The sequence below is a fragment of the Megamonas sp. Calf98-2 genome (assembly GCF_900110235.1).
Taxonomy (GTDB): Bacteria; Bacillota; Negativicutes; order Selenomonadales; family Selenomonadaceae; genus Megamonas; species Megamonas funiformis.
Genome location: NZ_FOCY01000004.1, coordinates 38,657 through 65,133, shown reverse-complemented (window position 1 = coordinate 65,133; position 26,477 = coordinate 38,657). Strand labels below are relative to the sequence as shown.

28 protein-coding genes, 1 CRISPR repeat array and 1 other annotated feature are annotated in these 26,477 nt (G+C 31.4%); of the genes, 17 read left to right on the top strand and 11 right to left on the bottom strand.

All coding sequences use genetic code 11. The annotated features are described in order from the left end of the window. Positions 1-18: 18 nt before the first annotated feature. The 3 genes from BMX03_RS02185 to BMX03_RS02175 are packed head-to-tail and all read right to left on the bottom strand — an operon-like array spanning position 19 to position 2,080. A complete protein-coding gene (locus BMX03_RS02185) occupies positions 19-570 on the bottom strand; it encodes an HD domain-containing protein (protein WP_091693463.1) in 552 nt (183 codons plus the stop codon). Beyond that, positions 570-1,763, bottom strand: a complete 1,194-nt coding sequence (gene hisZ, locus BMX03_RS02180) for an ATP phosphoribosyltransferase regulatory subunit (RefSeq protein WP_022228548.1) — start codon at positions 1,761-1,763, stop codon at positions 570-572. The genes BMX03_RS02185 and hisZ overlap by 1 nt, the downstream gene beginning before the upstream one ends. A gap of 29 nt (positions 1,764-1,792) precedes the next feature. Further along, positions 1,793-2,080, bottom strand: a complete 288-nt coding sequence (locus tag BMX03_RS02175) for a YerC/YecD family TrpR-related protein (RefSeq protein WP_008538438.1) — start codon at positions 2,078-2,080, stop codon at positions 1,793-1,795. A gap of 324 nt (positions 2,081-2,404) precedes the next feature. On the opposite strand from BMX03_RS02175, the gene BMX03_RS02170 reads away from it, so the two are divergent. The 11 genes from BMX03_RS02170 to BMX03_RS02125 all read left to right on the top strand — a co-directional run bounded on the left by BMX03_RS02170 (position 2,405) and on the right by BMX03_RS02125 (position 12,698). Next, on the top strand, positions 2,405-3,349 hold the full coding sequence (locus BMX03_RS02170) for a sugar-binding transcriptional regulator (RefSeq protein ID WP_091693461.1): 945 nt from the start codon (positions 2,405-2,407) through the stop codon (positions 3,347-3,349). Positions 3,350-3,373: 24 nt separating this feature from the next. Further along, complete coding sequence (locus tag BMX03_RS02165) at positions 3,374-3,784, top strand: transcriptional regulator GutM (RefSeq protein WP_022228549.1); 411 nt, start codon at positions 3,374-3,376, stop codon at positions 3,782-3,784. A 33-nt stretch (positions 3,785-3,817) separates the two neighbouring features. Continuing rightward, positions 3,818-4,369 (top strand): PTS glucitol/sorbitol transporter subunit IIC, encoded by a 552-nt coding sequence (locus BMX03_RS02160; RefSeq protein ID WP_008538442.1) that lies wholly within the window; start codon positions 3,818-3,820, stop codon positions 4,367-4,369. Positions 4,370-4,419: 50 nt separating this feature from the next. Further along, positions 4,420-5,424 carry a PTS glucitol/sorbitol transporter subunit IIB gene (locus tag BMX03_RS02155; protein ID WP_008538443.1) on the top strand — a complete coding sequence of 335 codons (1,005 nt, stop codon included), beginning with the start codon at positions 4,420-4,422 and terminating at the stop codon, positions 5,422-5,424. A 35-nt stretch (positions 5,425-5,459) separates the two neighbouring features. Further along, positions 5,460-5,828, top strand: coding sequence for a PTS glucitol/sorbitol transporter subunit IIA (locus BMX03_RS02150; RefSeq protein ID WP_015562625.1), 369 nt, complete (start codon positions 5,460-5,462; stop codon positions 5,826-5,828). A gap of 42 nt (positions 5,829-5,870) precedes the next feature. After that, positions 5,871-6,686 carry an SDR family oxidoreductase gene (locus BMX03_RS02145; protein WP_075554679.1) on the top strand — a complete coding sequence of 272 codons (816 nt, stop codon included), beginning with the start codon at positions 5,871-5,873 and terminating at the stop codon, positions 6,684-6,686. 373 nt (positions 6,687-7,059) lie between these two features. After that, positions 7,060-7,629 carry a biotin transporter BioY gene (locus BMX03_RS02140; protein WP_008538446.1) on the top strand — a complete coding sequence of 190 codons (570 nt, stop codon included), beginning with the start codon at positions 7,060-7,062 and terminating at the stop codon, positions 7,627-7,629. Between the two features lie 23 nt (positions 7,630-7,652). Next, positions 7,653-8,321 carry a dethiobiotin synthase gene (gene bioD / locus BMX03_RS02135; protein WP_015562626.1) on the top strand — a complete coding sequence of 223 codons (669 nt, stop codon included), beginning with the start codon at positions 7,653-7,655 and terminating at the stop codon, positions 8,319-8,321. A 52-nt stretch (positions 8,322-8,373) separates the two neighbouring features. Beyond that, a complete protein-coding gene (bioA, locus tag BMX03_RS02130; protein WP_018999247.1) occupies positions 8,374-9,726 on the top strand; it encodes an adenosylmethionine--8-amino-7-oxononanoate transaminase in 1,353 nt (450 codons plus the stop codon). Positions 9,727-9,865: 139 nt separating this feature from the next. Then, entirely contained in the window at positions 9,866-10,771 is a 906-nt protein-coding gene (locus tag BMX03_RS11045) for a hypothetical protein (protein ID WP_143052055.1), read from the top strand. A 16-nt stretch (positions 10,772-10,787) separates the two neighbouring features. Continuing rightward, entirely contained in the window at positions 10,788-12,698 is a 1,911-nt protein-coding gene (locus BMX03_RS02125) for a TonB-dependent receptor plug domain-containing protein (protein ID WP_091693458.1), read from the top strand. Between the two features lie 123 nt (positions 12,699-12,821). On the opposite strand, the gene BMX03_RS02120 is transcribed toward BMX03_RS02125, so the two are convergent. Both BMX03_RS02120 and BMX03_RS02115 read right to left on the bottom strand, forming a co-directional pair. Then, positions 12,822-13,349 carry a hypothetical protein gene (locus BMX03_RS02120; protein ID WP_091693455.1) on the bottom strand — a complete coding sequence of 176 codons (528 nt, stop codon included), beginning with the start codon at positions 13,347-13,349 and terminating at the stop codon, positions 12,822-12,824. Between the two features lie 47 nt (positions 13,350-13,396). Beyond that, positions 13,397-13,600, bottom strand: a complete 204-nt coding sequence (locus BMX03_RS02115; RefSeq protein WP_255361389.1) for a hypothetical protein — start codon at positions 13,598-13,600, stop codon at positions 13,397-13,399. Between the two features lie 251 nt (positions 13,601-13,851). Between BMX03_RS02115 and murQ the strand changes: the two genes are divergently transcribed. Genes murQ through BMX03_RS02095 form a run of 4 tightly spaced genes read left to right on the top strand, consistent with a single transcriptional unit; the run spans position 13,852 to position 18,473 of the window. Continuing rightward, on the top strand, positions 13,852-14,757 hold the full coding sequence (gene murQ / locus BMX03_RS02110; protein ID WP_091693452.1) for an N-acetylmuramic acid 6-phosphate etherase: 906 nt from the start codon (positions 13,852-13,854) through the stop codon (positions 14,755-14,757). Positions 14,758-14,770: 13 nt separating this feature from the next. After that, positions 14,771-16,159 carry a PTS transporter subunit EIIC gene (locus BMX03_RS02105; RefSeq protein WP_015562632.1) on the top strand — a complete coding sequence of 463 codons (1,389 nt, stop codon included), beginning with the start codon at positions 14,771-14,773 and terminating at the stop codon, positions 16,157-16,159. A gap of 4 nt (positions 16,160-16,163) precedes the next feature. Beyond that, entirely contained in the window at positions 16,164-17,231 is a 1,068-nt protein-coding gene (locus tag BMX03_RS02100; RefSeq protein ID WP_091693449.1) for a DUF871 domain-containing protein, read from the top strand. Positions 17,232-17,282: 51 nt separating this feature from the next. After that, positions 17,283-18,473, top strand: coding sequence for a restriction endonuclease subunit S (locus tag BMX03_RS02095; RefSeq protein ID WP_091693448.1), 1,191 nt, complete (start codon positions 17,283-17,285; stop codon positions 18,471-18,473). Positions 18,474-18,852: 379 nt separating this feature from the next. Here the strand turns inward: BMX03_RS02095 and BMX03_RS02090 are convergent, their stop codons facing one another. After that, positions 18,853-19,146 (bottom strand): RpnC/YadD family protein, encoded by a 294-nt coding sequence (locus BMX03_RS02090; protein ID WP_091693445.1) that lies wholly within the window; start codon positions 19,144-19,146, stop codon positions 18,853-18,855. A gap of 694 nt (positions 19,147-19,840) precedes the next feature. Between BMX03_RS02090 and BMX03_RS02085 the strand changes: the two genes are divergently transcribed. After that, the gene (locus BMX03_RS02085; RefSeq protein WP_091693443.1) at positions 19,841-21,451 is read left to right on the top strand and encodes an ATP-dependent nuclease; all 1,611 of its coding nucleotides are present in this window, start codon (positions 19,841-19,843) and stop codon (positions 21,449-21,451) included. Continuing rightward, the gene (locus tag BMX03_RS02080) at positions 21,436-22,551 is read left to right on the top strand and encodes a UvrD-helicase domain-containing protein (RefSeq protein ID WP_091693440.1); all 1,116 of its coding nucleotides are present in this window, start codon (positions 21,436-21,438) and stop codon (positions 22,549-22,551) included. Before BMX03_RS02085 ends, BMX03_RS02080 begins: the two co-directional genes overlap by 16 nt. 308 nt (positions 22,552-22,859) lie before the next feature. On the opposite strand, the gene BMX03_RS02075 is transcribed toward BMX03_RS02080, so the two are convergent. From BMX03_RS02075 to BMX03_RS02055, 5 genes are all read right to left on the bottom strand, one after another. After that, positions 22,860-24,095: an LL-diaminopimelate aminotransferase gene (locus BMX03_RS02075; protein WP_075554683.1), complete on the bottom strand. Its 1,236-nt coding sequence runs from the start codon at positions 24,093-24,095 to the stop codon at positions 22,860-22,862. Between the two features lie 174 nt (positions 24,096-24,269). After that, positions 24,270-24,623: a 50S ribosomal protein L20 gene (gene rplT / locus BMX03_RS02070; protein ID WP_008538460.1), complete on the bottom strand. Its 354-nt coding sequence runs from the start codon at positions 24,621-24,623 to the stop codon at positions 24,270-24,272. 36 nt (positions 24,624-24,659) lie between these two features. Next, a complete protein-coding gene (rpmI, locus tag BMX03_RS02065; protein ID WP_008538462.1) occupies positions 24,660-24,857 on the bottom strand; it encodes a 50S ribosomal protein L35 in 198 nt (65 codons plus the stop codon). Next, positions 24,844-25,398, bottom strand: a complete 555-nt coding sequence (infC, locus tag BMX03_RS02060) for a translation initiation factor IF-3 (RefSeq protein WP_019000059.1) — start codon at positions 25,396-25,398, stop codon at positions 24,844-24,846. The genes rpmI and infC overlap by 14 nt, the downstream gene beginning before the upstream one ends. 26 nt (positions 25,399-25,424) lie before the next feature. Then, positions 25,425-25,563: a sequence feature (ribosomal protein L20 leader region), on the bottom strand. 85 nt (positions 25,564-25,648) lie between these two features. Beyond that, a complete protein-coding gene (locus tag BMX03_RS02055; RefSeq protein WP_019000060.1) occupies positions 25,649-25,870 on the bottom strand; it encodes a hypothetical protein in 222 nt (73 codons plus the stop codon). Positions 25,871-25,892: 22 nt separating this feature from the next. After that, positions 25,893-26,448: direct repeats of the CRISPR family, unit length 30 nt; unit sequence ATTCAAATACAACTCTTGTTTCTATTAATC. Between the last annotated feature and the right edge of the window lie 29 nt (positions 26,449-26,477).

Here is a 26,477-nt window from a genome sequence, read left to right as displayed (position 1 = left end):
AAATCTAACCTCTTTTTATCAATTTAAACTATCCGCTAAACAAAGTATCTGTAGCTCACCACAAGCTTTACAGTCAACTTTTTCATGATGATATCTTATTATTTCAGCAATATTATTAAGACCTAATCCACTTAATTTTTCAGCGCCAAGTTGTGCATGATTGTAATAAATATACAAAGCATATCTTCTTTTTTGCCAAAAACTTTTTTCTTTATTTAACTTTAGCTTTTCAGCTCTATTAGCCCATTGTTTACTTTTTTGTGGTAAAAATTTTCCTAAAAGTACACTTGTTACTTTATCCATTAAACAAATATCTTTAGCTGTTCTACCTACATCATGAAGTAAACAAGCTCTTATCAATAAATTATAATCTATATTTTCATATTGATTTTGCTCTATAATTTTTTTTGCTGTATGTGCCACATTCAATACATGACGTTGGTCATAGACTTGCATGGCAAAAAATAATTTTTGTTCTTCATCATTTAAATATTTATCAATAAATACTTTGTCTTCTACTGTCAATTTAGCTTTAATAGCTCGCCAAAATTGTCTTATACGCTTAATCATTATTCTAAATAAATTAATTCCTTAAATAATTTATTTTTGATATAAAGCTGTGCTTGCGCCTTAGTTTGATTTGTTAAAGCTAATTCCACAACTTTTCCTTCAGCACGCAATTCATTTACTAAAGCAATAGCATCATTTAATTTATCACTTGTATAGGCAACATATATATCCTTTTGATTTTCATCACTCGCAAATTCATCAATATTATTTTGTTTATCTAAAGCCAACATCAATCTTTCTATACCCATGGCAAAACCTGTAGCAGGGCAATCTGTGCCAAAATCAGATAACATTTTGTCATATCTACCACCACCGCAAATTGGATAACCTATCATTGGTGCATATACTTCAAAAATCATACCTGTATAATAATCAAAATCACGAATAACACCTAAATCGAATTTTACAAAATCTGCTAAATTATATGCTTTCAATAAAGTGTAAATATCATGTAGATTATCTAAAGCTTTTCTACTTTGCTCATTCAATGCCAAATTATTTGCAATCTCTAAAACTTCTTCTTTTCCCTGTAACATTGGAATAGATTTTAATGCTTCTTTTGCTTGTTTAGGCAATTTTGTATCTTCTACAGCATTAGTTAAATCCACTAAATTTCTCTGTTCTAAAGCTTGTCTAATTTGTAATTGTTTTTCTTGAGATAATCCCATTTGTTGCATGATGCCATTGATAAAATCAACTTGACCTATACATACCTCAAAATTTTTCAAGCCAACTTTTTGTAAACTATCTACAGCTAAAGCAATTACCTCAGCATCACCTAAGGCTTCAGCTACTCCCATCAATTCTACGCCAGCTTGATAAAATTCACATTGACGACCTTCTTGTGTCTGTTCATAACGATATACATTACTAATATAAGAAAGCTTATATGGAAGAATATCATCACTCATTCTACTAGCTGCTACACGCGCAATTGGTGTTGTCATCTCATGACGAAGAGCTACTGTTTTATTATTTTTATCAAAAAATTTAAATAGATGAGTTTCTATGCCACTACGATTATTAATCGTTAAAGTATCTACATATTCAATTGTTGGTGTAACAATTTCATCATAACCCCAAAGGCTAAAATTTTTTGCCAATTTAGATTCAATCTCACGTTTTACTTTTGCATCTTTTGGCAAAAAATCTCTTGTTCCATACGGTATTTCTAATAATAGACCTTTGTTCATAAAAAATATTCCTCCATTCATTGCCTTTGTTATTTTAAACGGTTCAATACCGTATCATAACCATCTGCTCCATAATTTAAGCATCGCTTTACTCGACTGATTGTCGCTGTACTCGCTCCTGTGCGTTCTACAACTTCTTCATAAGTATGACCAGCACGAAGCATTCTAGCTACTTCTAATCTTTGAGCCAAAGCTTTCAATTCACTTACTGTACAAATATCTTCAAAAAACTGATAACATTCTTCTGTATCCTTGAGTGTTAACATAGCCTTACATAACTGATCCGTTAAATTATCTCTTAATTTAGGATTTACCATTTTTATACTCCTTTTACTTTTTTACTTTATCACTTTAACTTACGAAAATTTTATATATATAATAATCCATCTATATCTAACTGTCAAGTATGAGCTAAATTACTATAAATTTAAACATTTAAGAAGAAATATCAGAAAATTCATATTTAAATTTTTTTTTTTATTTTTGTGTTGACAATATGGGGGTATAAATGCTATTATATGGGTGTCGGAACAAATGAGATATACCATCACATATGTGATGATGCATGTTTAGACAGCTTAGTTTATAATAACTATAGATATTTAAATTTTAATATTTATATTTTGAAAAGAGGTCTTAACATGCAACCCGTATCTAGAAGAATTTTAGTCAAAGTCGCTCATATGTATTATGGAGCCGACATGAAACAAAGTGATATCGCTAAAAAATTAGGAATTGACCGCTCTACTGTTAGTAAATATCTAAAAAGAGCAAAAGAAACTGGTATTGTAAAAATCTTCATAGCTCAAGACAATTTTGAAACAATTGAATCTCAGTTAGAAGAAAAGTTTAATTTAAAAGAAGTCTATATCGTCCCATCTAGTGAAAATAAAGATGAAGTTTATTCCAATTTAGGTAAAGCCGGACTAAATCTATTAAAACGTCTAATCAAAGACAAAATGGTAATCGGCTTTAATTGGGGTCGTTCCATGGGGGCTATTGGCTATCAAGCAGCTATCGAAAATTTCCCATCTGTTGATGCTGATTTCGTACCTTTGGTTGGTGGTTCTGAAAGCTTAGATGTTGACCTTCATGTAAATACAATTTGCTATAAGGTTGCAAATGCATTCCAAGCTAGAAGCCATTATCTTTATGCTCCAGCTATAACGAAAAATACAGAAACAAAAAAAGCAATTATAAATGATACTAATTATTTAAGAATTCAAGACTTATGGGATAAATTAGATGTAGCCTTTTTAGGTATTGGTTCTCCTACATCTGCTTCCAACGTAATTTGGACTGATGGACTAAAATCAGAATACATCACTTCTTCCTTTGGTAATCGTATCATCGGTGAAACTTGCACTCGTTTTTATGATAAAAATGGTAACGAAGTACCAACTGAAGTTGTAGATAGGACAATCTCCATACCTTTTTCTCAATTACATAAAGTCAAATATGTAATCGGAGTTGCAGCTTCTGACGAAAAAGTTCCAGCTATCTATAGTGCATTAAAAGGAAAATTAATCAATATTTTAATCACTGATGAAAGCACTGCAAAAAAATTACTTAATTTTAACAGTTGATAAATAAAAAGGAGGAAAGCTCTCATGTTCTGGACATTTATTGTATTAGGTATAGTAATGTGGCTTCTCCAAGGTTTATTGAATATTTACCAATTAAAAAAATTTAATAAGGAATTAAAAAATCTTCGTCAATCTGGCCGAGTCGCAATCGGCAAGGCCAGAGGCAGATTTAAAGCAGGTTGTCTGTTACTCTTGTGTATAGATGATGACTGTAAAATCATCACCGGAAAAAAACTACAAGGTGTAACAAGTTTTGCTAGATTTAAAGATTTCAATGAATTAAATGGATATTACCTTCCAGAAATCACTGAAAAAGACTGCCAAAACTTTGACAAACAAACAAGCTCTGCCATCTTATCTGCCGTTGAAGAATATAAACAATATACAAAACAACAAAAAGAAGCGTCCACATGCATTGAAAATGCATCACAATAATCAAAAAATTCTAAATTAAAGGAGAGAATATTTATGGACACTTTAGTACTACTAGCTCAAGGTTTTATTGGTATGTTTAACAAAGGTGGCGAAACGTTCATCGGTCTTGTTTCTGGTATCGTTCCTACCCTCATCTGCTTATTGGTAGCAATGAATGCAATTATCCTCTTTGTCGGCACTGATAAAGTTGAAAAATTCGCTCATCTCTGTGCTGGTAATGTTATTTCTCGTTACATGATTTTACCTGTTATTGGTACATTCTTCTTCTGTAATCCAATGACTTTATCTCTTGGTAAATTCATGCCAGAAAGATACAAACCATCTTATTATGCAGCAGCTTCTCGTTCTTGCCATACATTAAACGGTTTGTTCCCACACGTAAATCCTGGTGAATTGTTCGTATTCTTAGGTGTTGCTAATGGTATTACTCAACTTGGTTTATCTACAGTAGACTTAGCTCTTCGCTATTTCTTAATCGGTATTTTAATCAACTTCATCGGAGGCGTTATCACTGACTTCACTACTGCTTATGTATCTAAACAACAGGGCGTAGTTTTAAGTGATAAAGTAAAAACTACTCATTAATTTTTATCAAGCAAATTTAATTCGTATATAAAATAAAGGAGATATTTATCATGGCTCAATATAAAGATGTTATTGTTAATGCTGGTGCTGGCGGATTTGGCGGACCTCTTGTATTAAAACCAGATGATAAAAAGAATAAAGTTGTTAATATTACAGGTGGGGTTATTTCTCCTGTATCTCAAAAAATCGCAGAATTAACAGGTTGCGAACTTGTTGATGGTTTCAAAACTAGTGTTCCTGATGATGAAATTCTCTGCGTAATCATTGACTGTGGCGGTACACTTCGTTGCGGTATCTATCCTAAAAAACGCATCTATACAATCAACTTAAATCCAACTGGTGCAAGCGGTCCTATGGCTAAATACATCACAGAAGATATTTATGTATCCGCAGTAAAAGAAAATTGTATCTCTTATGCTTCCGCTGAAGATGCTGCTAATGCTCCAAAAGTTGCACAAGCTCCTGCAGAAGAACCAAAAAAATCTACTTACGATACAAGCAAAAAAATCACTGAACAAACTAATGTAGGCTTTATGGCTAAAGTTGGTAAATTCATGGGTTATATCACAGCTACTTTATATCAAGCTGGTCGTGATACTATTGAAACAATCTTAAAAACTATCTTACCTTTCATGGCATTCGTTTCCATGCTCATTGGGGTAATCTTAGCAAGTGGTATCGGTGATATCATCGCTCATGTACTTACACCTCTTGCAGGCTCTGTAATCGGTCTTGTTATCTTAGCATTAATTTGTTCCTTCCCATTCCTTTCTCCATTCCTCGGCCCTGGCGCTGTTATCGCTCAAGTTATCGGTGTATTAATCGGTGTTGAAATCGGTAAAGGCAATATTCCTCCTAGTCTTGCACTCCCTGCATTATTCGCTATCAATGCTCAGGCTGCTTGCGACTTTATCCCTGTTGGTTTAGGTCTTGCTGAAGCTGAACCTCAAACTGTTGAAGTTGGTGTTCCTTCTGTATTATATTCTCGTTTTATCACAGGTCCAATCAATGTTGTTTTAGCATGGCTCGCTAGCTTCGGTTTATACGAAAGCTAATTTATCAATAATCAATACAAGGAGATTATCTCATTATGAAAAAAATATATTCTACTATTGTTAAAGATTTAGGTCCTATGGCAGAAGATTTTATCGGTGAAAAAATGATTATTCTCTTCAACGAAAATGCTCCTGCTGAACTCGCTGAATTCTGCGTACTTCATACTGGTAATGAATTAACTGATACTGTAGAAGTTGGCGATATTTTAAAAATCAACGATACTGAATACAAAATTGTAGAAGTAGGCTGTGAAGTTCAAAAAAATCTTAAAGATTTAGGTCATATCGCTCTTCGTTTCAATAATAATGAAGAAGGCGAGTCCTTAGAAGGTAGTCTCTATCTTGAAGATAAAGCAGTTAGCCTTCCTTCAGTTGGCTCTGAAATAGCTATCTTCAAAGCATAATAAATAATAATAACAAAATTATATAAATTGGAGTGATTTTATATGTCATGGTTAGCCCTTGAAGGTAAAACATCTGTTGTTACTGGTGGTGCTTCTGGCATTGGTAAAGCTGTAGTTCAAGCATTCTTAGATAATGGTGCAAATGTTGTTGTTTGTGATATGAACCCACAAACTCCTGAATATGATTTACATGAAGGCAGTGGAGAATTCCTCTATGTTCCTACTGATGTTACTAAAGCTGATAGCGTAAAAGCTATGGTAGAAGCTGGTAAAGCAAAATTCGGTAAATTAGATATTCTCGTAAATAATGCTGGTATCAATATTCCTCGTCTTTTAGTAGATAAAGATGATCCATACGGTAAATATGAATTAGATGAAAATGTTTTTGATAAAGTTTCTGCTGTAAATATCAAAGGTGTTTACCTTTGCGCACAAGCTTTAGGACATGAATTCGTAAAAAATGGCGAAGGCGTTATCATCAATATGTCTTCCGAAAGTGGTCTTGAAGGTTCTGAAGGTCAGAGCATCTATGCTGCAACTAAAAATGCTGTTAACTCTTTCACTCGCTCTTGGGCTAAAGAATTAGGTAAACATCATGTTCGCGTTGTTGGCGTAGCTCCTGGTATCTTAGAAGCTACAGGTCTTAGAACATTAGCTTATGAAGAATCTTTAGCTTATACTCGTGGTATCACTGTAGAACAGTTACGTGCTGGATATACAAATACAAAAACAACTCCACTTGGACGTGATGGAAAATTAACAGAAGTTGCTGATATGGTTATGTTCTTAAGTAGTCATCGTGCTTCTTATGTACATGGTGTAACATTCAACGTTGCTGGTGGTAAAACTAGAGGTTAATAATATAATTATTAAAACTATATAGATAGGACAGATACTTATGCTTAATATAAATAAAAAAGCCACCATGAAATTGCCGTTTCATAGTGACTTAAAGCCTAATCATTGCACAGACCTAGGCTAAGTAAAGCATATGATAAAGATTTTATCCTGTCAAGCAAAACTAATTTATCCCCATCTTAAAAACAGTCAATATTAATTGGCTGTTTTTTTTGCTCTTATAGTTAACTAAATGTTTTTAAAGGTTGACAATTATATGCATATATGATTTAATAACAATAAATTATTGTTTATATGTTCATCTTCTTTATTGGTATAAAAATTGATATAAAAAATGAACTGCTTAACAAATAATTAAATGAGAGGGATTTTTATGATATTAACAAAGAAAAAAGAAATCTTATCCACGAAAAGTATGATTTTATCGGCTTTATTCGTAGCTTTAATCGCAATTGGTGCTTTTATTAAAGTTCCTGTTCCAGTTTGTCCTTTTACTTTGCAATTATTATTTACTACTTTAGCTGGACTTCTTTTAGGAGCTAATCTTGGTTTTGTCAGTGTCTGTGTTTATATAATCATTGGCTTAATCGGTATTCCTATTTTCACTGAAGGCGGTGGCCCTGGATATATTTTTCAGCCAACGTTTGGTTATCTAATTGGTTTTGCCTTTGGTGCTTATGTCGCTGGCTATCTCACTCAAAATCGCACTAAATTATCTTTCATTTATCTACTATGCGTTAACTTCCTCAATCTTTTAATCGTCTATGCCTTTGGTATGGTCTATGTATATATCATCAACAATTTTTATTTAAACACTCCTATCGGTATTTGGCCTGTAGTTTTATATTGTTTCTTATTAGCTGTTCCTGGCGATATAGTTCTTTGCATTCTCGCTGCCATATTAGGTAAAAAATTAATACCTAATTTAAAACATTATAAATAAATTATTTAGAAAAGAGATGTCTTATGAGTAAAGGTATTTTTATTACTGCAACTGGTACTGATATCGGCAAAACTTATGTTACTGCCTTATTAGTAAAAAAACTTCGCGAAGCTAATTTCAATGCTGGATATTATAAAGCAGCTTTAAGTGGTGCTGATAATATCGCTGAAAGTGATGCTGGCTTTGTCAATCGCATTGCCAATATCCATCAAGATGAGCAAACTTTATTATCTTATCTATATAAAAATGCTGTATCTCCTCATCTAGCTGCTAAAATCGAAGGCAATCCTGTAGAAAAAGATACTGTAATTTCTGATTATGCTACTGTACAAAAAAATTATGATTATGTAACAGTTGAAGGCAGTGGTGGTATAATCTGCCCTATTCGCTATGATGATAAAGCTAAATATTTTCTCACAGATATCATAAAATGGCTACATCTTCCAACATTGATTATCGCTGATGCTGGTCTTGGTACGATAAATTCTGTAGTGTTAACAGTGGAATATTTAAAACATCAAAATATTAAAGTACAGGGAATTATTTTAAATAATTACACTGGTGGTATTATGCAAGAAGATAATATCAAAATGATTGAAGATTTAACTGATATTCCTGTCATAGCTTTAGTAAAACCAAATGATAAAGATATCGATATTGACGCTAAATTTTTAGCAAGTTTATATTTATAATTAAAAACTAACTACAATTGAATATTAAATTCAAAAGAAATGGATTGATTTTATGTGTAATATTAATTGGATAGATGAAGATTTAAAATATATCTGGCACCCTTGCTCACAGATGAAAGATTATGAAGAATTAAAACCTATCGTTATCGACCATGGAAAAGGTTCTTATCTTTATGATATCAATGGTAAAGAATATATCGACATCATCAGCTCATGGTGGTGCAATCTCTTAGGACATGCCAATCCTAAAATCAATGAAGCTATCAAAAATCAATTAGATAATCTAGAACATGTTATTTTTGCCAATCTTTCACATAAGCCAGCTATCAAACTTTGTCAGGAATTGATTAAAGTCGTGCCTAAAGGTTTATGCAAATTCAATTTCAGTGATAATGGCTCTGCTTCTGTAGAATGTGCTTTAAAGATGGCTTTCCAATACCACTATCAAACAGGCAATCCGCAAAAACAGCGTTTTATGTGTTTATCCGAAGGTTATCACGGTGAAACAATCGGTGCTTTATCCGTAGGTAGCATGGATTTATATGCCAAAATCTACAAACCAATGCTCATGAATGCTGTACATACATCAGCACCAGATTGTTATCGTTGCCCTTATCATCAAAATCGTGAAACTTGCAAATGTGAATGTTTCGTGCATGCTGAAGAAGATTTCGCTAAATATGGTAATGAATTAGCAGCTGTCATCGTTGAACCACTCATTCAAGGCAGTGCTGGTATGCGAATTTATCCTCCACTTTATTTAGAAAAACTTCGCAAACTCTGTGATGAATATAATGTATTATTAATCGCTGATGAAATTGCAACTGGCTTTGGTCGCACAGGTAAGATGTTCGCATTTGATTATACAAATGTTTCACCTGATATCATGACTATTTCCAAAGGTTTGACAGGTGGCTATATGCCAATGGCGATAACTATAACTACACAAAAAATCTATGATGCTTTTTATGCAGATTATAATGAAGGCAAAGCGTTTATGCACAGCCATACTTATAGTGGCAATCCATTAGGCTGTAGTGCTGCTTTAGCCGTACAAAAAATCTTGCGTGAAGAAAATATTTTAGCCAAAGCTCAAGATACGGCAAAATATCTCCATGAAAAATTACAAGCAACTTTCTTAAATCATCAAAATGTCGGTGAAATCCGCCATTTAGGCTTGATAAATGCCATTGAACTTGTAAAAGATAAAGATACAAAAGAAGCTTTCGACAGCAAAAAACGTCTTGGCTATCAAATATATAAAAATGCCCTCCAAAAAGGTTTATTACTTCGCCCATTAGGTGATGTATTATATTTCAATCCTCCATTAAATATCGATAAACAAACATTAGACAAAGCTATTTCTATTTGCCATACTTCCATAAATGAAGTTTTAAATTCTTAAAATTAAAGACTATATTTAGACTAAAAATTTCTCTTAGTTTAAATATAGTCTTTTTTTTATATATCTTTCCCTATAATTCCTTGATAATCTAGTTCTAAAAATTATATACTATAAAAAAACACATTTTTAGGGTATCTATATGATTTTACGCAAACAACAAAAAAAATTTAAATTACGCTTTCGTGCCTTTAAACGAAAACCATTTTTATTTTTACGTCATTTTTTACTCATCATTATTTTTCGTTTTTTCGGTGTCATTATTTGTTTGTTTTTCACAGTCTTACCTTTACCACTCAGCAACTTCATTCAACATTTGATGAATTTAAATCTATCGCTTAATTCACTAAAAGATATCCTCTCATCTGTAAAACAACTCGCTACCAATTTTTATACCATAATACCTTCAACCAATGATATTATGCGTTTTATCAAATCATTTTTGTTGAATTTTTCACCTAGCAATTTTTATAATATCTTACGCAGTTTGCCACATGATTTACGCCAATTATTTTTACAGATATTTGATTACTTACGTCAACGCTTAAAAGATATACGCTTATTTATCAGGTCTTTATTCCCCTTGCGACAAGCTTTCTCGCGATTTCATAAATTCATCATTACTCATGCTAGATTAGCTAAACGTCTATTTCGCAATCTATTAATGGTATTTTTTAACGTATTATTGATAAAAATATTATTCTTAATCATTATCCCATTACTTGGTATCAGTACTATTTATTTTATCGGTATAGACATCAGCTTGATTATCATTGCTACATTGAGTTTATTGACTTCACAGCTAGGTACTTTAATCGGTAAATCAGTTACTAATATTCTCATTCGTCTATATGATATAATCCAACAACGAACAACTAAAATGAATATATTTTTATTTCTTATCGCTTTGCTTTACAATAAAATATCTTTATTTATCAAAAAAATTCGCCTACGTTTAATTTTTCTTTTTAGTTGTCTTTTGCAAAAAATATGTTTATATTTTATTGCCCTTTATCTTTATTACAAAATCCAACGACAAAAATTCTAATTAAGGAGCATAACTTATGTATTCTAAAAAATCTCTTTCTCTTTTACTAGCACTTGGTGCATTTGGCTGTTTTATGCCTACTACATTTGCCAATGAAACACCTAATGCTCATAGCTTAGTTGAAAATAATAATCTCATTGCTTCACCTAATTACACTACAATTATCACTAAAGAACAAATACACGATAATCACTATAAAAATCTAGCAGAAGCTCTTTCTTATGCTAATGGTGTAACTGTAAATTCAGGCTCACTGAATACTTCTCATATGGTAGTGCGTATTGATGGAGATGATAGAGTAGCTATTTTCGTTGATGGTCGTCGCATGAATATGAATAAAGGTATCATGAGCGGTCGTGCATCTTATGATTTAGATTTATTGCCATCTATAATGAATGTAGAACGCATCGAAATTCTTCATGGTGCAGTTGGTTCTACATATTTAAATTATGATACTCCTGCTGGAGCTATCAATATCGTTACTAAAAAAGGCGATAAACGTGAAACAACTGTTGACTTAGCTGCTGGTGAACACGGCTCTTGGAAAGTTAAAGCCATAACAAGTGGTAGCTTAGATGATTGGTCATGGGTAGCTACTGGTGGCTTTGATAATGTCGATTATATGAAATACAAAGGTACAGATGACCACACTCATGAAATGCCAAATTCCGACAATAATCGCCGTGAAATGGCTTATCGCATTGATAAGAAATTGACCGATAACACTTCTTTAACTTTTGACTATGGTCATCTAAGCAACGATACAGGCACTTGGATATCCAAAAGTTATCCACAGGATTATAATTATGAAAAATTAATCAATCATTTCGCACTCACTTATAATTATAAAGAAAATACTGAGACTCCAGCATTTTTAGCAATTTATCACTATTATACTCAAGGAGATAGCTATATCCCTACTGGGCTAAGTGATCAAGAAAATGAAAAGACTTATAGTCGCTGGGAAAATACTACTCAAGGTATTGATTGGCATGATGCTTGGAAAATCAGTAAAGACCACACCATTTCTGCGGGACTTACTTATCGTAAAGATGAAGTTGATAATATCAACAATGATTACAATAATATTTTCAGTGGCAATTATAATAAATCTATGGATAATTTTTCCGTTTATTTACAAAGCACTCGCCGTTTTGATAAATTAACACTAACTGGAACATCTGCTTACAATAATAATAGTGAATTCGGTGGAAAATACGTTTCTAATGGTGCTTTAGATTATAAAGCTGATGAAAATACTGTTATCTATGCTTCTTTGAGTCAAATTTATGCTACACCATTTTTAGATGATTTATATTTTAATAATGCTCATATTCAAGGAAATCCTAATTTGCGACCAGAAACAGGTTATAAAGGCAGTCTAGGTGTACGCTATAAATTAAATCCTACAAGCAATATCAATTTCAATGCTTTCCTAGAAAATATAGATGATCCATTGGGCTGGAGATATGAAAATAATAAATTTCATGCTGTAAATTTTGAAAATCAGAAAAAACGCGGTTTCCAATTAGAATATAATAAAATTTTCAGTCCAAAATACGATATGTCTCTTGCTTATACTCGTACAATCACACATACTGATTTTGCTGATGGTAACGGCAATCAAACTGATGTCAATGCAATAGCTCCAAGTAGCTATAAACTTCGCTTTAGTTATCATGACGATACATGGCATAATAATATTCTACTAAATGCTATATCTGGTAGAGATACAAATTATTATAGCGATAGCAATTATTATATACTTGACGCTAATCTCAATTATAAAATCAATGACCAATGGTCAACATACCTGAAATTAGCCAATATCACCAATGTATCTTATGAAACTATCGGCTCTTTCTTAGACGGAGATTGCCCTGCTCCTGGTAGAACTGTACTCATGGGTATGGAATATACTTTCTAATTAAATCTAAAATATAAATAATAAAAAACAAAAAGGTAGATTAATTCATATATTTAATCTACCTTTTATTTTTTTGCTCGTTTATTTTGCGATATTTAATTTTTAAATCATTTAATAATATTATTAAGTGTTTTTAGCAATGATAGCACCGATTACACCGCCAATTAATACTGCAGCTGTGATATCGCCTTTATCATAATCTTTGTCGCTATCATCATCGCGGTCATCTCTATCGTCACGGTCATGACGTGGAGGTCTATCTCTATCCCAATCATCGTCATCATCATCATGACGTGGAGGTCTATCTCTATCCCAATCATCGTCATCATCATCATGACGAGGTGGTGGTGGAGTCCAATCATCATCATCATCATCATCATGACGAGGTGGTGGTGGAGTCCAATCATCATCATCATCATGACGAGGTGGTTTTTTCCAATCCTTATCCTCATCAGAGCGACCCCTATTCCAATGATCATCTTTATCAAAGCCGACTGTATTGAATTGCTGTTCATAAGCAACATTTGTATTCAAAGCTCCTGCTAAAGCTTGATTCATACTACAAACATAACTCACTGGACTGCATAAGAAACAAGATAATGATACAGTTGTTATAATTTTTTTCGCTCGCTTAGAAAATAATTCTTTCATTTTGCTATCCTCCCTATCTAAAAGTTATATACATATTAAATTAAACATCAAGTATTTTTAGCAATTACTGCACCAATTACGCCACCGATTAACACGGCAGTTGTGATATCTCCTTTATCATTATCATCATCTTTATCGTGTCTATCATGTTTTGGTGGAGGAGGTGGTGGATCATGTCTTTCTTCATGACGAGGAGCTACACTTACTGTAGATAGTTGTACAGCATAACTCACAGGGCTACACAAAAACATGCTAGGGCTATTATTCCTATAAAATTTTTCAAACGTCCTTTAATTAATTTTAACATATTTACACAACCTTTTATACATCTTTTTTTATTTATGTACATCTTATATATTAAATATATCATGAGAAAATTAAATTATACTTAAAATATTATTTAAAATTAATTAAAAAATTCTAGCTTATCCTTGCCAATAAAAAAGCCATTATCTATAATGAAAAAATGTATTAAATATTTTTAAAGGAGTATTTTTTATTTATGATAAATTTAAACAATCTCTTAACTGAAAAACGCAATCCTTATACATTAAATATTGATAATGTATCCACTTTAGAAATGTGTATGCTTCTAAATGAAGAAGACAAATGCGTAGCTATCGCTATCCGTAATGTATTGCCACAGATTGCCATGGCTGTTGATGAAATCACATCTCGCCTCAAAGACGGCGGACGCTTATTTTATATCGGTGCTGGCACATCAGGCAGACTTGGCATCTTAGACGCTGTGGAATGTCCACCAACTTACAGCACTGACCCTGAAATGGTACAGGGAATTATCGCAGGTGGTTATAATGCAATCTTCAAAGCTCAAGAAGGTGCAGAAGATTCTTTGACTCTTGCTCAAGAAGATTTACAAGCAAAAAATTTATCCGCCAAAGACTGTGTTGTCGGTATCGCAGCCAGCGGTAGAACTCCTTATGTAATCGGCGGATTAGATTTTGCCAATAGCATAAATGCCTTGACTATCGCCATCAGTTGTACTAGTAATAGTGAAATCAGCTCCCATGCAAAAATCGCCATTGAAGCTTTGACTGGCCCAGAAGCAATCACAGGTAGCACACGCATGAAAGCAGGTACTGCCCAAAAAATGATTTTAAATATGCTCTCTACTTGCACCATGATAAAATTGGGCAAAGTCTATAGCAATTTAATGGTTGATGTAAAATCATCTAATAAAAAACTCGAAGAAAGAGCTAGACGTATATTAATGGAAGCTACTAATTGCGACCGACAAACTGCTATTGATACTTTAGCCATCACCCAAGGCAAAGTAAAACCTGCAATTTTAATGCTACTTGCCAATATTTCCTATGAAGAAGCACTCTCTAGCTTAAATAATAATGAAGGTTTTATCTCCAAATCATTAAATAGTATGAAAAAATAATTGCGAGGTTTCTATGAATTTACAACAAACAGCTTTTGCTATCTATGAACTTATGAAGTCATTTTCTATCTTAAAAATAACTAATTGTATGACTAGACTTCGCTTACAATTAAACACAGAAGATATCGCTAATTTACCGTTAAAAGAATTAAAAAATATTCCCAATGTCTTAGGCGTAAACTTAAATGATAATGAACTACAAATCATCTTAGGCCCTGGAAAAGTAAATGAAGTAACTTCTGAATTCAAAAAATTATATGCAAATAAAAATCTTGAAACTAATACTCAAAATACAAATCAAGATACAAATAATAATCAAAAACAATTTGGCAATGCCGAAGAACTTCATCAACAAATCCGCAAAAAAAATGCTACACCTTTTAAATTATTATTAAAACGCATTTCTAATATCTTCATGCCACTTATACCTGCATTTATTGCTTGCGGTCTAATCACAGGATTATTAAATATTGCCTTCAAAATCGATCCTACACTTACAAACTACCCTGCAATCCAAGTTTTACAAATAGCAGGAAATGCTGTATTTTTCGGCTTAAATATCTTTGTCGGCATCAACACCGCCAAAGAATTCCACGCTTCTCCTATGCTCGGTGGTACTATGGCAGCCATCATTACACACCCAATGCTCAACAATATCAGCCTATTTAATATAGATTTACTCGCAGGTCGTGGTGGTATCGTTGCCGTCTTATTAGTAGTAGCTTTCTCTTCATGGTTAGAAAATAAATTGCACAAAATCGTGCCAAAAATTTTAGATTTATTCTTAACACCACTACTTGTAATTTTAATCGCCACTTTCCCTGCTCTATTCATCTTACAACCTATCGGCGGTATAATCGCTGAGACTATCGGCGTACTTGTAACATCTGCAATTAATTCCGGTGGTGCTATTACTGGCTTTATCATCGGCGGTATCTTCTTGCCACTCGTTATGACTGGTCTTCACCAAGGACTCACACCCATTCACGCTGAACTACTCAATCAATACGGCGTTACTATCCTTCTGCCTATCTTAGCTATGGCAGGAGCAGGGCAAGTCGGTGCTTCTATCGCTGTATATCTCAAAACTAAAAATCAAAAATTAAAACAAACCATAGCTTCTGCCCTTCCTGTCGGCTTCATGGGCATTGGCGAACCTTTGATTTACGGCGTAACCTTACCACTTGGCAAACCATTCATCTCCGCTTGTATCGGCGGTGCTTTTGGTGGTGCAGTGCAAGCATTTTTCCATGTAGGTGCTACCTCCATTGGTTTATCTGGTCTACCACTCACAGCTAGTACAGATAAAATGCTTTGCTATTTAATCGGACTTTTCACAGCCTATATTTTCGGCTTTATCGCCACATTAATAATCGGCTTTAACGATCCTATTGAGGAGTGATATTTTGCAAAACGGCATTTCCATTTATCTTGGCTTAGATAATACATTAGCAGAAAATTTAAATCTAATTCATCTAGCCCATAAATATAATCTCAATCGCATTTTTACCTCATTTCATATACCCGAAACAGATATTTCCCATTTTCAACAAGATTTACAGACAATTTTAAAACTCACACAGAAATATAATATGGAAGTAATCTGTGATGTATCGCCAAACACTTTAGCTCTATTAAATTTAGATACATTAAATATCCAAGAATTAGCCACTCTTGGCATAACCACACTTCGCTTAGACTTTGGCTACAGTGCCGAGCAAATAGCCAAATTAAGTCATCAAAATATAAAATTACAATTCAATGCCTCAACTATCACCCAAGAATTTCTTGATGAATTAAATCATTACCAAACAGATTTCCAACATATTGATGCACTCCATAACTTTTATCCTCGTGAAGGTACAGGTCTAAACGTAAAAAAATTACAGCAACAAAACGAATTACTTCATAAATATAATATTTCCGTAGGTGCTTTCATACCTAGCTATAACAAAGCTCGCTCACCAATCAAAAAAGGCTTGCCAACATTAGAAATACACCGCTATCAAACAGCCAACCTTGCCATGCGACATCTAAAATTACTCGGTATCGACTCCATTTTTATCGGCGATAGCCTACCTACAGAAGACGAAATCCAAGAATTAGCCAATTTAACAGATGAATATATCTTATTAAAAGCAAAAAAATTAACACAAAATAAAGATATACTAAAAGTCTTACAACAAAGCACTTTCACCGCTCGCCTAGATGAAGCAGACGGAGCCATTCGCACCCAAGAAAGCAGAGCATTATTCAAACAAATATATATCTGCCCTGAATATATCGCCCCTAGAGAAGTAGGCTCTATCACCTTAGATAACGCCCTTTATGCACGCTATGCAGGAGAAATGCAAATCATCACCCAGGCACAAAAAAAAGATAATAAAATCAATACCATTGCTAAATTATTAGACAGCGAATTAATTTTATTACCTTATATAAAACCAAATAGCAAATTTAAAATAAAAGTTTAAGTTAAATTTCTAGCTAAAAATAACAAATTCCAAAGATTGGAGGTTAATATATTGAATATACCAAAATTAAGATTTAAAGAATTTACTGATGAATGGCAAATAAAAAAATTAGATAAAAACACATATATAAAAGCTAGAGTTGGTTGGAAAAATTTAAAAGCCTCTGAATATGTTTCTTCTGGTATTCCTATGATAGCTGGACAACATATAAAACAAGGTAAAATTTTATGGGATAAGGTTGATTTTATTACAAATGAACGATATGATGAATCTCCTGAAATTCAATTAAAAAACAATGACATAATATTTTCAAAAGATGGTTCTTTAGGTAATCCTGCTATAATAAAAAATATGCCTAAAAAAGCTACTATAAATGGAACAATGATGTTAATTCGATTAAATTACATTAATGATAATGTTTCTCCTAATTATTTTTATCAAATATGCAACTCTCAATATTTCAAAAAAATGGTATCACTTATAAAGTCTGGTGGAACAGTACCTCATATTTTTCAAAGAGATATTATTAATTTTACATTCCCTATTCCTAAAACTTTAGAAGAACAAGAAAAAATTGCTAATTTCCTTTCTATAGTAGATAAAAAAGTAGAAAACCTAAAAAATACTATCACTAGCTTAGAAAATCAGAAAAAAGGATTGCTACAACAAATCTTTAGCCAAAAACTACGCTTTAAAGATAAAAACGGCAATAATTATCCTAATTGGGAAAAGAAAAAATTAGAAGATATTGCTATTTTTTTAGATAATAAAAGAAAACCATTAGAACAAAGTGAACGCATACATGGTAAATATCCTTATTATGGAGCTTCCGGTATTATTGACTATGTAAATAATTATATTTTTGATGAAGAACTTATTTTATTAAGTGAGGACGGAGCAAATATTATAGATAGAAATTATCCTATTTGTTATATAGCTACTGGAAAATATTGGGTAAATAATCATGCTCATGTTTTAAAAACAAAATCACAATATTTAAATAAATTTCTTTGTGAAGCCTTAGAACGTTTAAATTATAATAAATATAATACAGGTACTGCTCAACCAAAATTAAATCAAGATGTTTGCAGAAAAATAATTTTATCTATTCCTTGTTTAGAAGAACAAACAAAAATAGCAGATTTCCTTTCAGCATTTGACCGCAAACTTGATAACCAAAAAGCCCAGCTAGAACACTGGCAACAAATAAAAAAAGGACTATTACAACAAATGTTCGTATAGTCCGATTGCTTTTCTTTCATGACCAAGAAAAACACCAAAAGAACAACAATAAATAATACCAAACTTTTTCCGCATTTTAAAATTTTAATGGTAACATTAGTTATTAAAAATCTTCAATAATACCTAACCATTTCTCGCATTTTAGCATCTTTTTATGGTAGCTATTAGCTATTGGCAAAGATAAAAATATAGCTACGTTTTTAGTTCTACTGTTTGATCGTAGCAAGTTTTAAGCATTGTATGAAATGATATTTTTTCAAAGCTAAAATTTTATCTGCGGTGATTTTAACATAGTTCTTAGTGCTTTAGCACTAAGAACTATGTTATGCAACTTGTTGTGATTTGATTCGTTTCTTTACCACTAAAGAAATGAACATATCTATTTTTTTATCTCATTTATTTTTTCAATGCTTAAACCTGTTACATCAGCAATAAAATTAACATCACTGCCATTTTCTAACATTTTCAATGCAATTTCTATTGCTTTATCTTCTGCACCTTTTTTTAACCCTTTTTCCAATCCTTCTTTTAATCCCTTTTGGCGATTATATAAGATTGTAGAGTTATAATCTCTTATCGCTTTTTCTTGTATTTCATATTGACGTCTTTTTATCTCATCTTGTGAAAATACCATCTCATAATTTAAAGCTTCTTTTATTACAGGATTATTCATAGCTATCGCCTCTCTTTGTTCATCTGTACACTACGGTTTTAGTCTGAATGCTTGTGTAAAGTTAGTTTCTAAACCTTATATGAAGCAATAATTATTTTCAAAATTAAAATTTTATCTGCGGTGGCTTTCTTTGGTTCGTTTCTTTGCCACCAAAGAAATGAACAAACACCCTATTTTATATTTACTTTTCTTTCATGAACAAGAAAAGTAACAAAAGAACTCTACCTCCCGATACCAATTTTTCTTTGTCAATTATAAAACCATGACTATAACACTCTAAACTCGCTTTGCTCAAACAGTAGAGCTAAATTCATAGTCATGGTTTTATTCTTGCCAATAGCCTACGGCTACCGCAAAATTCGCTAACGTGAGGGATATTTGGTTATTATTTTTATCATTTTATAGTTTTTTCGCTTTTTAAATTTTAATGATAACACCAGTTATTAAAAATCTTCAATAATACCTAACCATTTCCCGCATTTTAGCATCTTTTTACGGTAGCTATTAGCTATTGGCAAAGATAAAAATATAGCTACGCTTTTAGTTCTATTGTTTGAGCCTTGCGAGTTTAGAACGTTGTTGATATATTTTTATCCTTGACAAAGTAAAAAGTGCGTGAGCGGGTGATTTCTTTGGTTCGTTTCTTTGTCACCAAAGAAATGAATAAATATATACTTAGTATAAGGAGTAATATATGTGTTATATTAAACAATTAAGAATTATTGGTTTCAAAAAATTTAAAGATTTAACTGTTACCTTTAATCCTAATAAAAATATTATTATTGGAGAAAATGAAGCAGGTAAAAGTACTATATTAGAAGCACTTAACATTGTTTTAAATCAACAATATAGAAATTCTGATAAATCTATATTACATGATTTAATGAATAAAGATAACATAAAAAATTTTGAAGATGACCCTTCTTTTGAAAATCTTCCTTCTATAAAAATAGAAGTTATATTTGAATTAGATTCTACTGATCTTAAAAGCAGTGAATTTCATGGAGAAAACTCTTTAAATCCTAAAGAAGCATCTTATGGTATCTTATTTAAATGCGAATTTAATAAAGATTTATTTCCAGATAATATGTTATCAAATACAATTAAAGAAATACCTTATGAATATTACGAAATGAGTTGGTCTACATTTCAAGGTAAAAAATATTCTATATTAAAACAACCATTAAAATCTATTTTAATTGATACAAGCTCTATAGACACCAACAATACTTTTAATTATTTTAATAAAACAATTTTTCATTCTAGATATTCTTTACAAGAACAAATACATGCTAAAAATTCTTTTAGAGCTAATTTATCTTTATTATTTAAAGAATTATCATTGCCAAAATTAAACAATAATAGAACTTTTGATATTAATTATAAAAAAATTATATTAGAAAACATCATTTCTATATTGGAAAATGATATTCCTTTGGAAAATAAAGGAAGCGGTATGGAAAACCTTATAAAAACACAAATTGCTCTTGATAAATCTAATAGTAAATTAGATGTTATTATGATTGAAGAACCTGAAAATCATTTATGTTACACAAATTTACAACAAATGTTATCTACAATAAATAGTTATTCTAAAGATTCTCAACTGATTATTACTACGCATAATAGTATGATTGCCAGTCGATTAGATTTACGAAATATTTTATGGATAGAAACAAATACTAATCAAACTTCAAAACTAGATAATATAGACGAAGAAACTGCCCAATTTTTTATAAAATTGGATAATAATAATTTACTTCATTTATTATTATCAAAAAAAGCTATCTTAGTAGAGGGTCCTACAGAATATTTATTACTTCCTTATTTCTATAAAAAAATATATAAAAGAACTTTAGCACAAGATGGTATTACTCTTATAACCTGTGGTGGCATCTCATATAAAAGATACTTTGATATAACAAAAAATACAAATATAAAAATAGCTGTAATTACAGATAATGATGAAAAAGATACCAACCTTTCTTACATGAAAGAACATAATTCCCAATCTATTTCTCAAAAAATTTTTATGGATAATGATTTAAAAAATTTCACTTGGGAAGTAGCTCTTTATAATTGTAATGAACAAAATCCAGATTTAGAAAAATGTGCAGGAAAAATTGATCCTACTGCTGATTATAAATTTAATAAAGTTATTTATGGAAAAAATGGAGAAAATAAACCAATATTAGGAAAAATGCTTAATAATAAAGTTGATGTAGCTTATAAAATTTTACAATATGAAGCTGATTTACAAGTACCTAAATATGTAAAGGAAGCGTTTAAATGGATAAACGAATAATATTAGCTGTTGCTGGTGCAGGGAAAACATATACATTATGTAATTGTTTAAATCCTAATGAAAGAAATATGATTTTAGCTTTTACAAATAGAAATATTTACAATATCCAAAGAGAATTAATAAAAAATTATGGCACACTTCCTAAATATACCAAAATAATGACCTTTCATAGTTTCATTTATCAATTTTGTATACAACCATTTTTACCTAGTATTTTTAAAATTTTTCAAACTGAGCCTTTTAATATTGAGGGTGTTTCTATGAAAGACCCTCCGGAAAATAAAAAATTTAATCCTTACTATATAAAACAAGATTACTTAGGTCATTATATTGATAAAAATAATAAATTTTTCTGTGGTCGGCTTTCTGAACTAATTTTATATTTAAATAAAAAATCAAAAAAAAATGAAAAATTTATTCATAAAATAACATCTAGATTTCTAATATTTTTTGATAATATCCTTATAGATGAATTCCAAGATTTTAGAAAGAATGATTACAACTTTTTAATATTATTTTTAAAACAAATTAATAATGTAACACTTGTAGGAGATTACTACCAACATTCTGTTAATGGACAAAATAATTTTGGAAAACCCTTTACTGATAAAATAAATTCATATGAAAAATATATCCAATTATTACAAGACAACAAATTTTATACAGATACTTCTAGTCTAATAAATTCGCGTAGATGTTCTATTAATATTTGCGATTTTGTTAATTCTAAGTTAAATATTCCTATAAAATCCGCTGACATTAATACTGGAAATATTATTAAAGTTTCTGCTAAAAATATAGATGATATTTTATCAAACAATTCTATAAAAAAATTAATATTACAAAAGCCTTCTAATGGTAATTACTCTTTTAATTATATAAGTTGGGGAAATTCCAAAGGAGACACTTACGATAAGACCTGTGTTATTCTAACAGATAAAACAGATAATATTTTAGAAGATAACTTCGAAGTAAAAAATATTTCTCAAATTATTAGAAATAAATTATATGTAGCTCTTACTAGAAGTAAAGGAGATGTCTATATTATACAAAAAAAATTATTTGATTCTGTAAAAAATAACTATATCATTAAACAGTAATTTTAATTTATTATTTCTTTCATATTATAAAATTTTGAGCTCGTTTTCTTCATTACTAGAAAATAAAACAAACATACTTATTTATAAAAAATCCTCATAATATAAATACCTTATACTATGAGGATTTTTCAATAATACCTAACTTCTCCCGCATTTTAGCATCTTTGACAAAGTAAAAAGTGCGTGAGCGGGTGATTTCTTTGGTTCGTTTCTTTGTCATCAAAGAAATGAACAAATATCTATTTTAAGACTAAAAAAGAACTATCTTTTAGTATAGATAGTTCTTTTTCTTATTATAAACTCTTAAATTATAATTTTAACTGTGTTTTAATACGTTCTACAGCTTTTAATGTGTTTTCACGGCTACCAAATGCAGTGAGACGGAAATAATTTTCGCCAGATGGACCAAAACCAGAACCTGGAGTACCTACGATATTTGCTTCATGAAGAAGTTTATCGAAGAAATCCCAAGAAGTCATGCCTGCTGGAACTTTGAGCCATACATATGGGGAGTTTACACCACCGAAAACAGTAAGACCAAGGCTTGCTAAACCTTCACGAATAATTTTTGCATTTTCCATGTAATAGCCAACCATTTCTTTTACTTGTTTTTGTCCTTCTTCAGTAAGTACAGCTTCTGCACCACGCTGAATAATATAAGGTGTACCATTGAATTTAGTTGTATGACGGCGATTCCAAAGAGGATTTAAAGCTTGTTCTTTACCATCTTTTGTATAACCTTTAACAGCTTTTGGTAATACGATATAACCACAACGAGTACCAGTGAAACCTGCTGTTTTGGAGAAGGAACGGAATTCAATAGCTACTTCTTTTGCTCCTTCAATTTCATAAATTGTATGAGGTACATCTTCTTCTGTAATATAGTAAGAATATGCTGCATCATATAAAATGATAGATTTATTTTCTTTAGCATATTTAACCCATTTAGCTAATTCATCACGGGATAAAGTAGTACCAGTTGGGTTATTAGGGCTACATAAATAAATCATGTCTACATGCTGTTTTGGAAGTTCTGGAGTGAAGTTATTTTCAGCAGTACATGGCATATATACTACACCTTCAAAAGTTCCATCTTCTTTTACAAGACCTGTACGACCAGCCATGATATTTGTATCGAGATATACAGGATATACAGGGTCAGTAATAGCAATAGTATTATCTACGCCAAAAATTTCTTGGATATTACCGCAGTCAGATTTTGCACCATCGCTGACAAAAATTTCATCAGTTTCGATATCTACACCACGAGATTTATAAATTACATCACGAATTTTTTCACGTAAAAATGCATAACCTTGTTCAGGGCCATAACCGCGGAAAGTTTCTTTATTAGCCATTTCATCAACAGCTTTATGCATAGCTTCGATACTAACTTGTGGTAATGGTAATGTAACGTCACCGATACCTAAGCTAATAACTTCAGCTTTTGGATTTTCAGCTTTGAATTTCTGCACACGATGTGCAATTTCAGCAAAAAGGTAACTACCTTGTAATTTTAGATAATTTTCATTAACTAATGCCATTTATAATCCTCCTAAATACTTTTATTTATCTCTAAATAAAATTCATTCTTATTTATTATACAGTATTTGACATATTTAAACAATGTATACTTGTTTAGTCAGTTTCATACAAATTTAAACAAACAAAAAAAGCTGTCTCTAATCTGAAATTAGAAACAGCTTTTATTTTTTATATTAGAGATTGCTTTTTGCAACTTCAACAAGTTTAGCAAATGCAGCTGCATCGTTGATAGCAACGTCAGCTAACATTTTACGGTTAACCTGAACACCTGCTTTTGTTAAACCGCAGATGAAACGGCTGTAGGACATACCGTTTGCACGAGTAGCAGCATTGATACGAGCGATCCAAAGTTTACGGAATTCACCTTTTTTCGCACGACGGTCTCTACGTGCATAGTAAAGAGCTTTCATAACGAGTTCGTTAGCTTTTTTGAACTGTTTGCTTCTAGCTCCTCTATAACCTTTAGCTAATTTTAAGATTTTTTTATGACGTGCATGAGCGGTTACGCCACTTTTTACTCTTGGCATTATTTACCCTCCTAAATTTCAACAATAAATGATTAATTAAGCGTATGGAAGCATTTTGCTTACACGTTTATGATCAGCAGCAGTGATGATAGCTGCTTTACGTAAATTACGTTTACGTTTTGGTGATTTCTTTTCTAAAATGTGGCTTTTGAAAGCTTTATTACGTTTGAATTCACCAGAACCAGTAGCTGTAAAACGTTTAGCTGCAGCTCTGCGAGTTTTAATTTTTGGCATTAGTGTTTCCTCCTTTAGTTTGCACTTTAGGTGCTAAAATCATAATCATATTTTTACCTTCAAGTTTAGGTTCGCGTTCAACAGTAACAGCTTCTTGCATTGCTTCAGCGACCTTTAATAAAAGCTCTTTACCCATTTCTGGATGAGAAAGCTCACGGCCACGGAACATGATTGTAGCTTTTACTTTATTGCCTTCAGCAATAAAACGCATAGCATTTTTAACTTTGAAGTTAAAATCGTGTGTTTCAATACCAGGACGAAGTTTTACTTCTTTTACACTGATAACCTTCTGTTTTTTCTTCGCTTCTTTTTCACGTTTTTGTTGTTCATAGCGATATTTTCCGAAATCCATGATTCGGCAAACAGGTGGTTTTGCTTTTGGAGCAACTTCTACTAAGTCTAAATGAGCTTCTTCTGCTTTACGAAGAGCATCTCTTGTAGACATAATACCAAGCTGTTCTCCCTGAGCATCTGTCACACGAACTTCTCTAGCGCGGATTTCGCCATTAATTCTTAAAGTTTCTTTACTAATAGAAAACACCTCATTATTTATATATTATTTTTATTATATACACAAAAAAGAGGATGACGCACGTCACCCTCTGATATTACAAATTAAAATATACGTTAAACGTTTTTGTTTTAATTAGTAACCCTAGTGACTAGCACGCCATAAGGTGAGAAGCGGTGACTTCTTCTTGTGCAATACGTTGCATCTCAGATACAACATATGTTAATATATCACAAACTTTATATACTGTCAATAAGTTTTTTTATAAATACAAATCTCTTTATAATTTTTTTCTAATATCTATTGTATAACCTATAGAATCTAACAAGTCTACCAACATGTTAAATTTTATATTATTATTTGATAATGTTTTTGTAAAAGTTTGTTCCAATAAATTTTTATTATATTTTTTATTGTATACCGCTATTAAATCCCTTCTTGTAATTCCCTCCTGATAACATATATCAATAATAACTTTCTTTATATCTTTTACATTTTCCACAACTATTTATCTCTCCTAATTCATTAAAATACAATTCTTGTTTCTATTAATCATAAAAATGCTATCAATATGCTAAGACTTCTAATCTATTCAAATACAACTCTTGTTTCTATTAATCTAGACCGAAGCGTAAATAATTTTATCCTTCAGGTCGATTCAAATACAACTCTTGTTTCTATTAATCCGCAAAAGGATGCTTCAAAATGAGGCATCTTAACATATTCAAATACAACTCTTGTTTCTATTAATCTTAATGGTGAACTTAGACAAAAAGGGAAAATAGCATTCAAATACAACTCTTGTTTCTATTAATCACGTATGAGATAATTTTTATCATTTTGCCGAATACGAATTCAAATACAACTCTTGTTTCTATTAATCTGAAACAGCTACAGCAGATAAAGTAAAACCATATCTATTCAAATACAACTCTTGTTTCTATTAATCAACTCAATTTCTTTTTTATAAGCTTTAATAACATCTATTCAAATACAACTCTTGTTTCTATTAATCATGCTAACGTTTGATGAACACGATCCTGAAAAATAATTCAAATACAACTCTTGTTTCTATTAATCCCTATATTTATTAGCATTTCTTTTTTTAT

Coding starts and splice junctions, on each gene's coding strand:
- BMX03_RS02145 (WP_075554679.1), top strand. CDS start 5,871: ATGTCATGGTTAGCCCTTGAAGGTAAAACATCTGTTGTTACTGGTGGT.
- BMX03_RS02105 (WP_015562632.1), top strand. CDS start 14,771: ATGAATTTACAACAAACAGCTTTTGCTATCTATGAACTTATGAAGTCA.
- BMX03_RS02165 (WP_022228549.1), top strand. CDS start 3,374: ATGTTCTGGACATTTATTGTATTAGGTATAGTAATGTGGCTTCTCCAA.
- bioA (WP_018999247.1), top strand. CDS start 8,374: ATGTGTAATATTAATTGGATAGATGAAGATTTAAAATATATCTGGCAC.
- BMX03_RS02155 (WP_008538443.1), top strand. CDS start 4,420: ATGGCTCAATATAAAGATGTTATTGTTAATGCTGGTGCTGGCGGATTT.
- BMX03_RS02090 (WP_091693445.1), bottom strand. CDS start 19,146: ATGAATAATCCTGTAATAAAAGAAGCTTTAAATTATGAGATGGTATTT.
- bioD (WP_015562626.1), top strand. CDS start 7,653: ATGAGTAAAGGTATTTTTATTACTGCAACTGGTACTGATATCGGCAAA.
- BMX03_RS02080 (WP_091693440.1), top strand. CDS start 21,436: ATGGATAAACGAATAATATTAGCTGTTGCTGGTGCAGGGAAAACATAT.
- rpmI (WP_008538462.1), bottom strand. CDS start 24,857: ATGCCAAAAATTAAAACTCGCAGAGCTGCAGCTAAACGTTTTACAGCT.
- BMX03_RS02140 (WP_008538446.1), top strand. CDS start 7,060: ATGATATTAACAAAGAAAAAAGAAATCTTATCCACGAAAAGTATGATT.
- BMX03_RS02085 (WP_091693443.1), top strand. CDS start 19,841: ATGTGTTATATTAAACAATTAAGAATTATTGGTTTCAAAAAATTTAAA.
- BMX03_RS02125 (WP_091693458.1), top strand. CDS start 10,788: ATGTATTCTAAAAAATCTCTTTCTCTTTTACTAGCACTTGGTGCATTT.
- BMX03_RS02120 (WP_091693455.1), bottom strand. CDS start 13,349: ATGAAAGAATTATTTTCTAAGCGAGCGAAAAAAATTATAACAACTGTA.
- BMX03_RS02160 (WP_008538442.1), top strand. CDS start 3,818: ATGGACACTTTAGTACTACTAGCTCAAGGTTTTATTGGTATGTTTAAC.
- BMX03_RS02170 (WP_091693461.1), top strand. CDS start 2,405: ATGCAACCCGTATCTAGAAGAATTTTAGTCAAAGTCGCTCATATGTAT.
- rplT (WP_008538460.1), bottom strand. CDS start 24,623: ATGCCAAGAGTAAAAAGTGGCGTAACCGCTCATGCACGTCATAAAAAA.
- BMX03_RS02075 (WP_075554683.1), bottom strand. CDS start 24,095: ATGGCATTAGTTAATGAAAATTATCTAAAATTACAAGGTAGTTACCTT.
- BMX03_RS02175 (WP_008538438.1), bottom strand. CDS start 2,080: ATGGTAAATCCTAAATTAAGAGATAATTTAACGGATCAGTTATGTAAG.
- murQ (WP_091693452.1), top strand. CDS start 13,852: ATGATAAATTTAAACAATCTCTTAACTGAAAAACGCAATCCTTATACA.
- BMX03_RS02150 (WP_015562625.1), top strand. CDS start 5,460: ATGAAAAAAATATATTCTACTATTGTTAAAGATTTAGGTCCTATGGCA.
- BMX03_RS02185 (WP_091693463.1), bottom strand. CDS start 570: ATGATTAAGCGTATAAGACAATTTTGGCGAGCTATTAAAGCTAAATTG.
- hisZ (WP_022228548.1), bottom strand. CDS start 1,763: ATGAACAAAGGTCTATTATTAGAAATACCGTATGGAACAAGAGATTTT.
- BMX03_RS02115 (WP_255361389.1), bottom strand. CDS start 13,600: ATGTTTTTGTGTAGCCCTGTGAGTTATGCTGTACAACTATCTACAGTA.
- BMX03_RS11045 (WP_143052055.1), top strand. CDS start 9,866: ATGATTTTACGCAAACAACAAAAAAAATTTAAATTACGCTTTCGTGCC.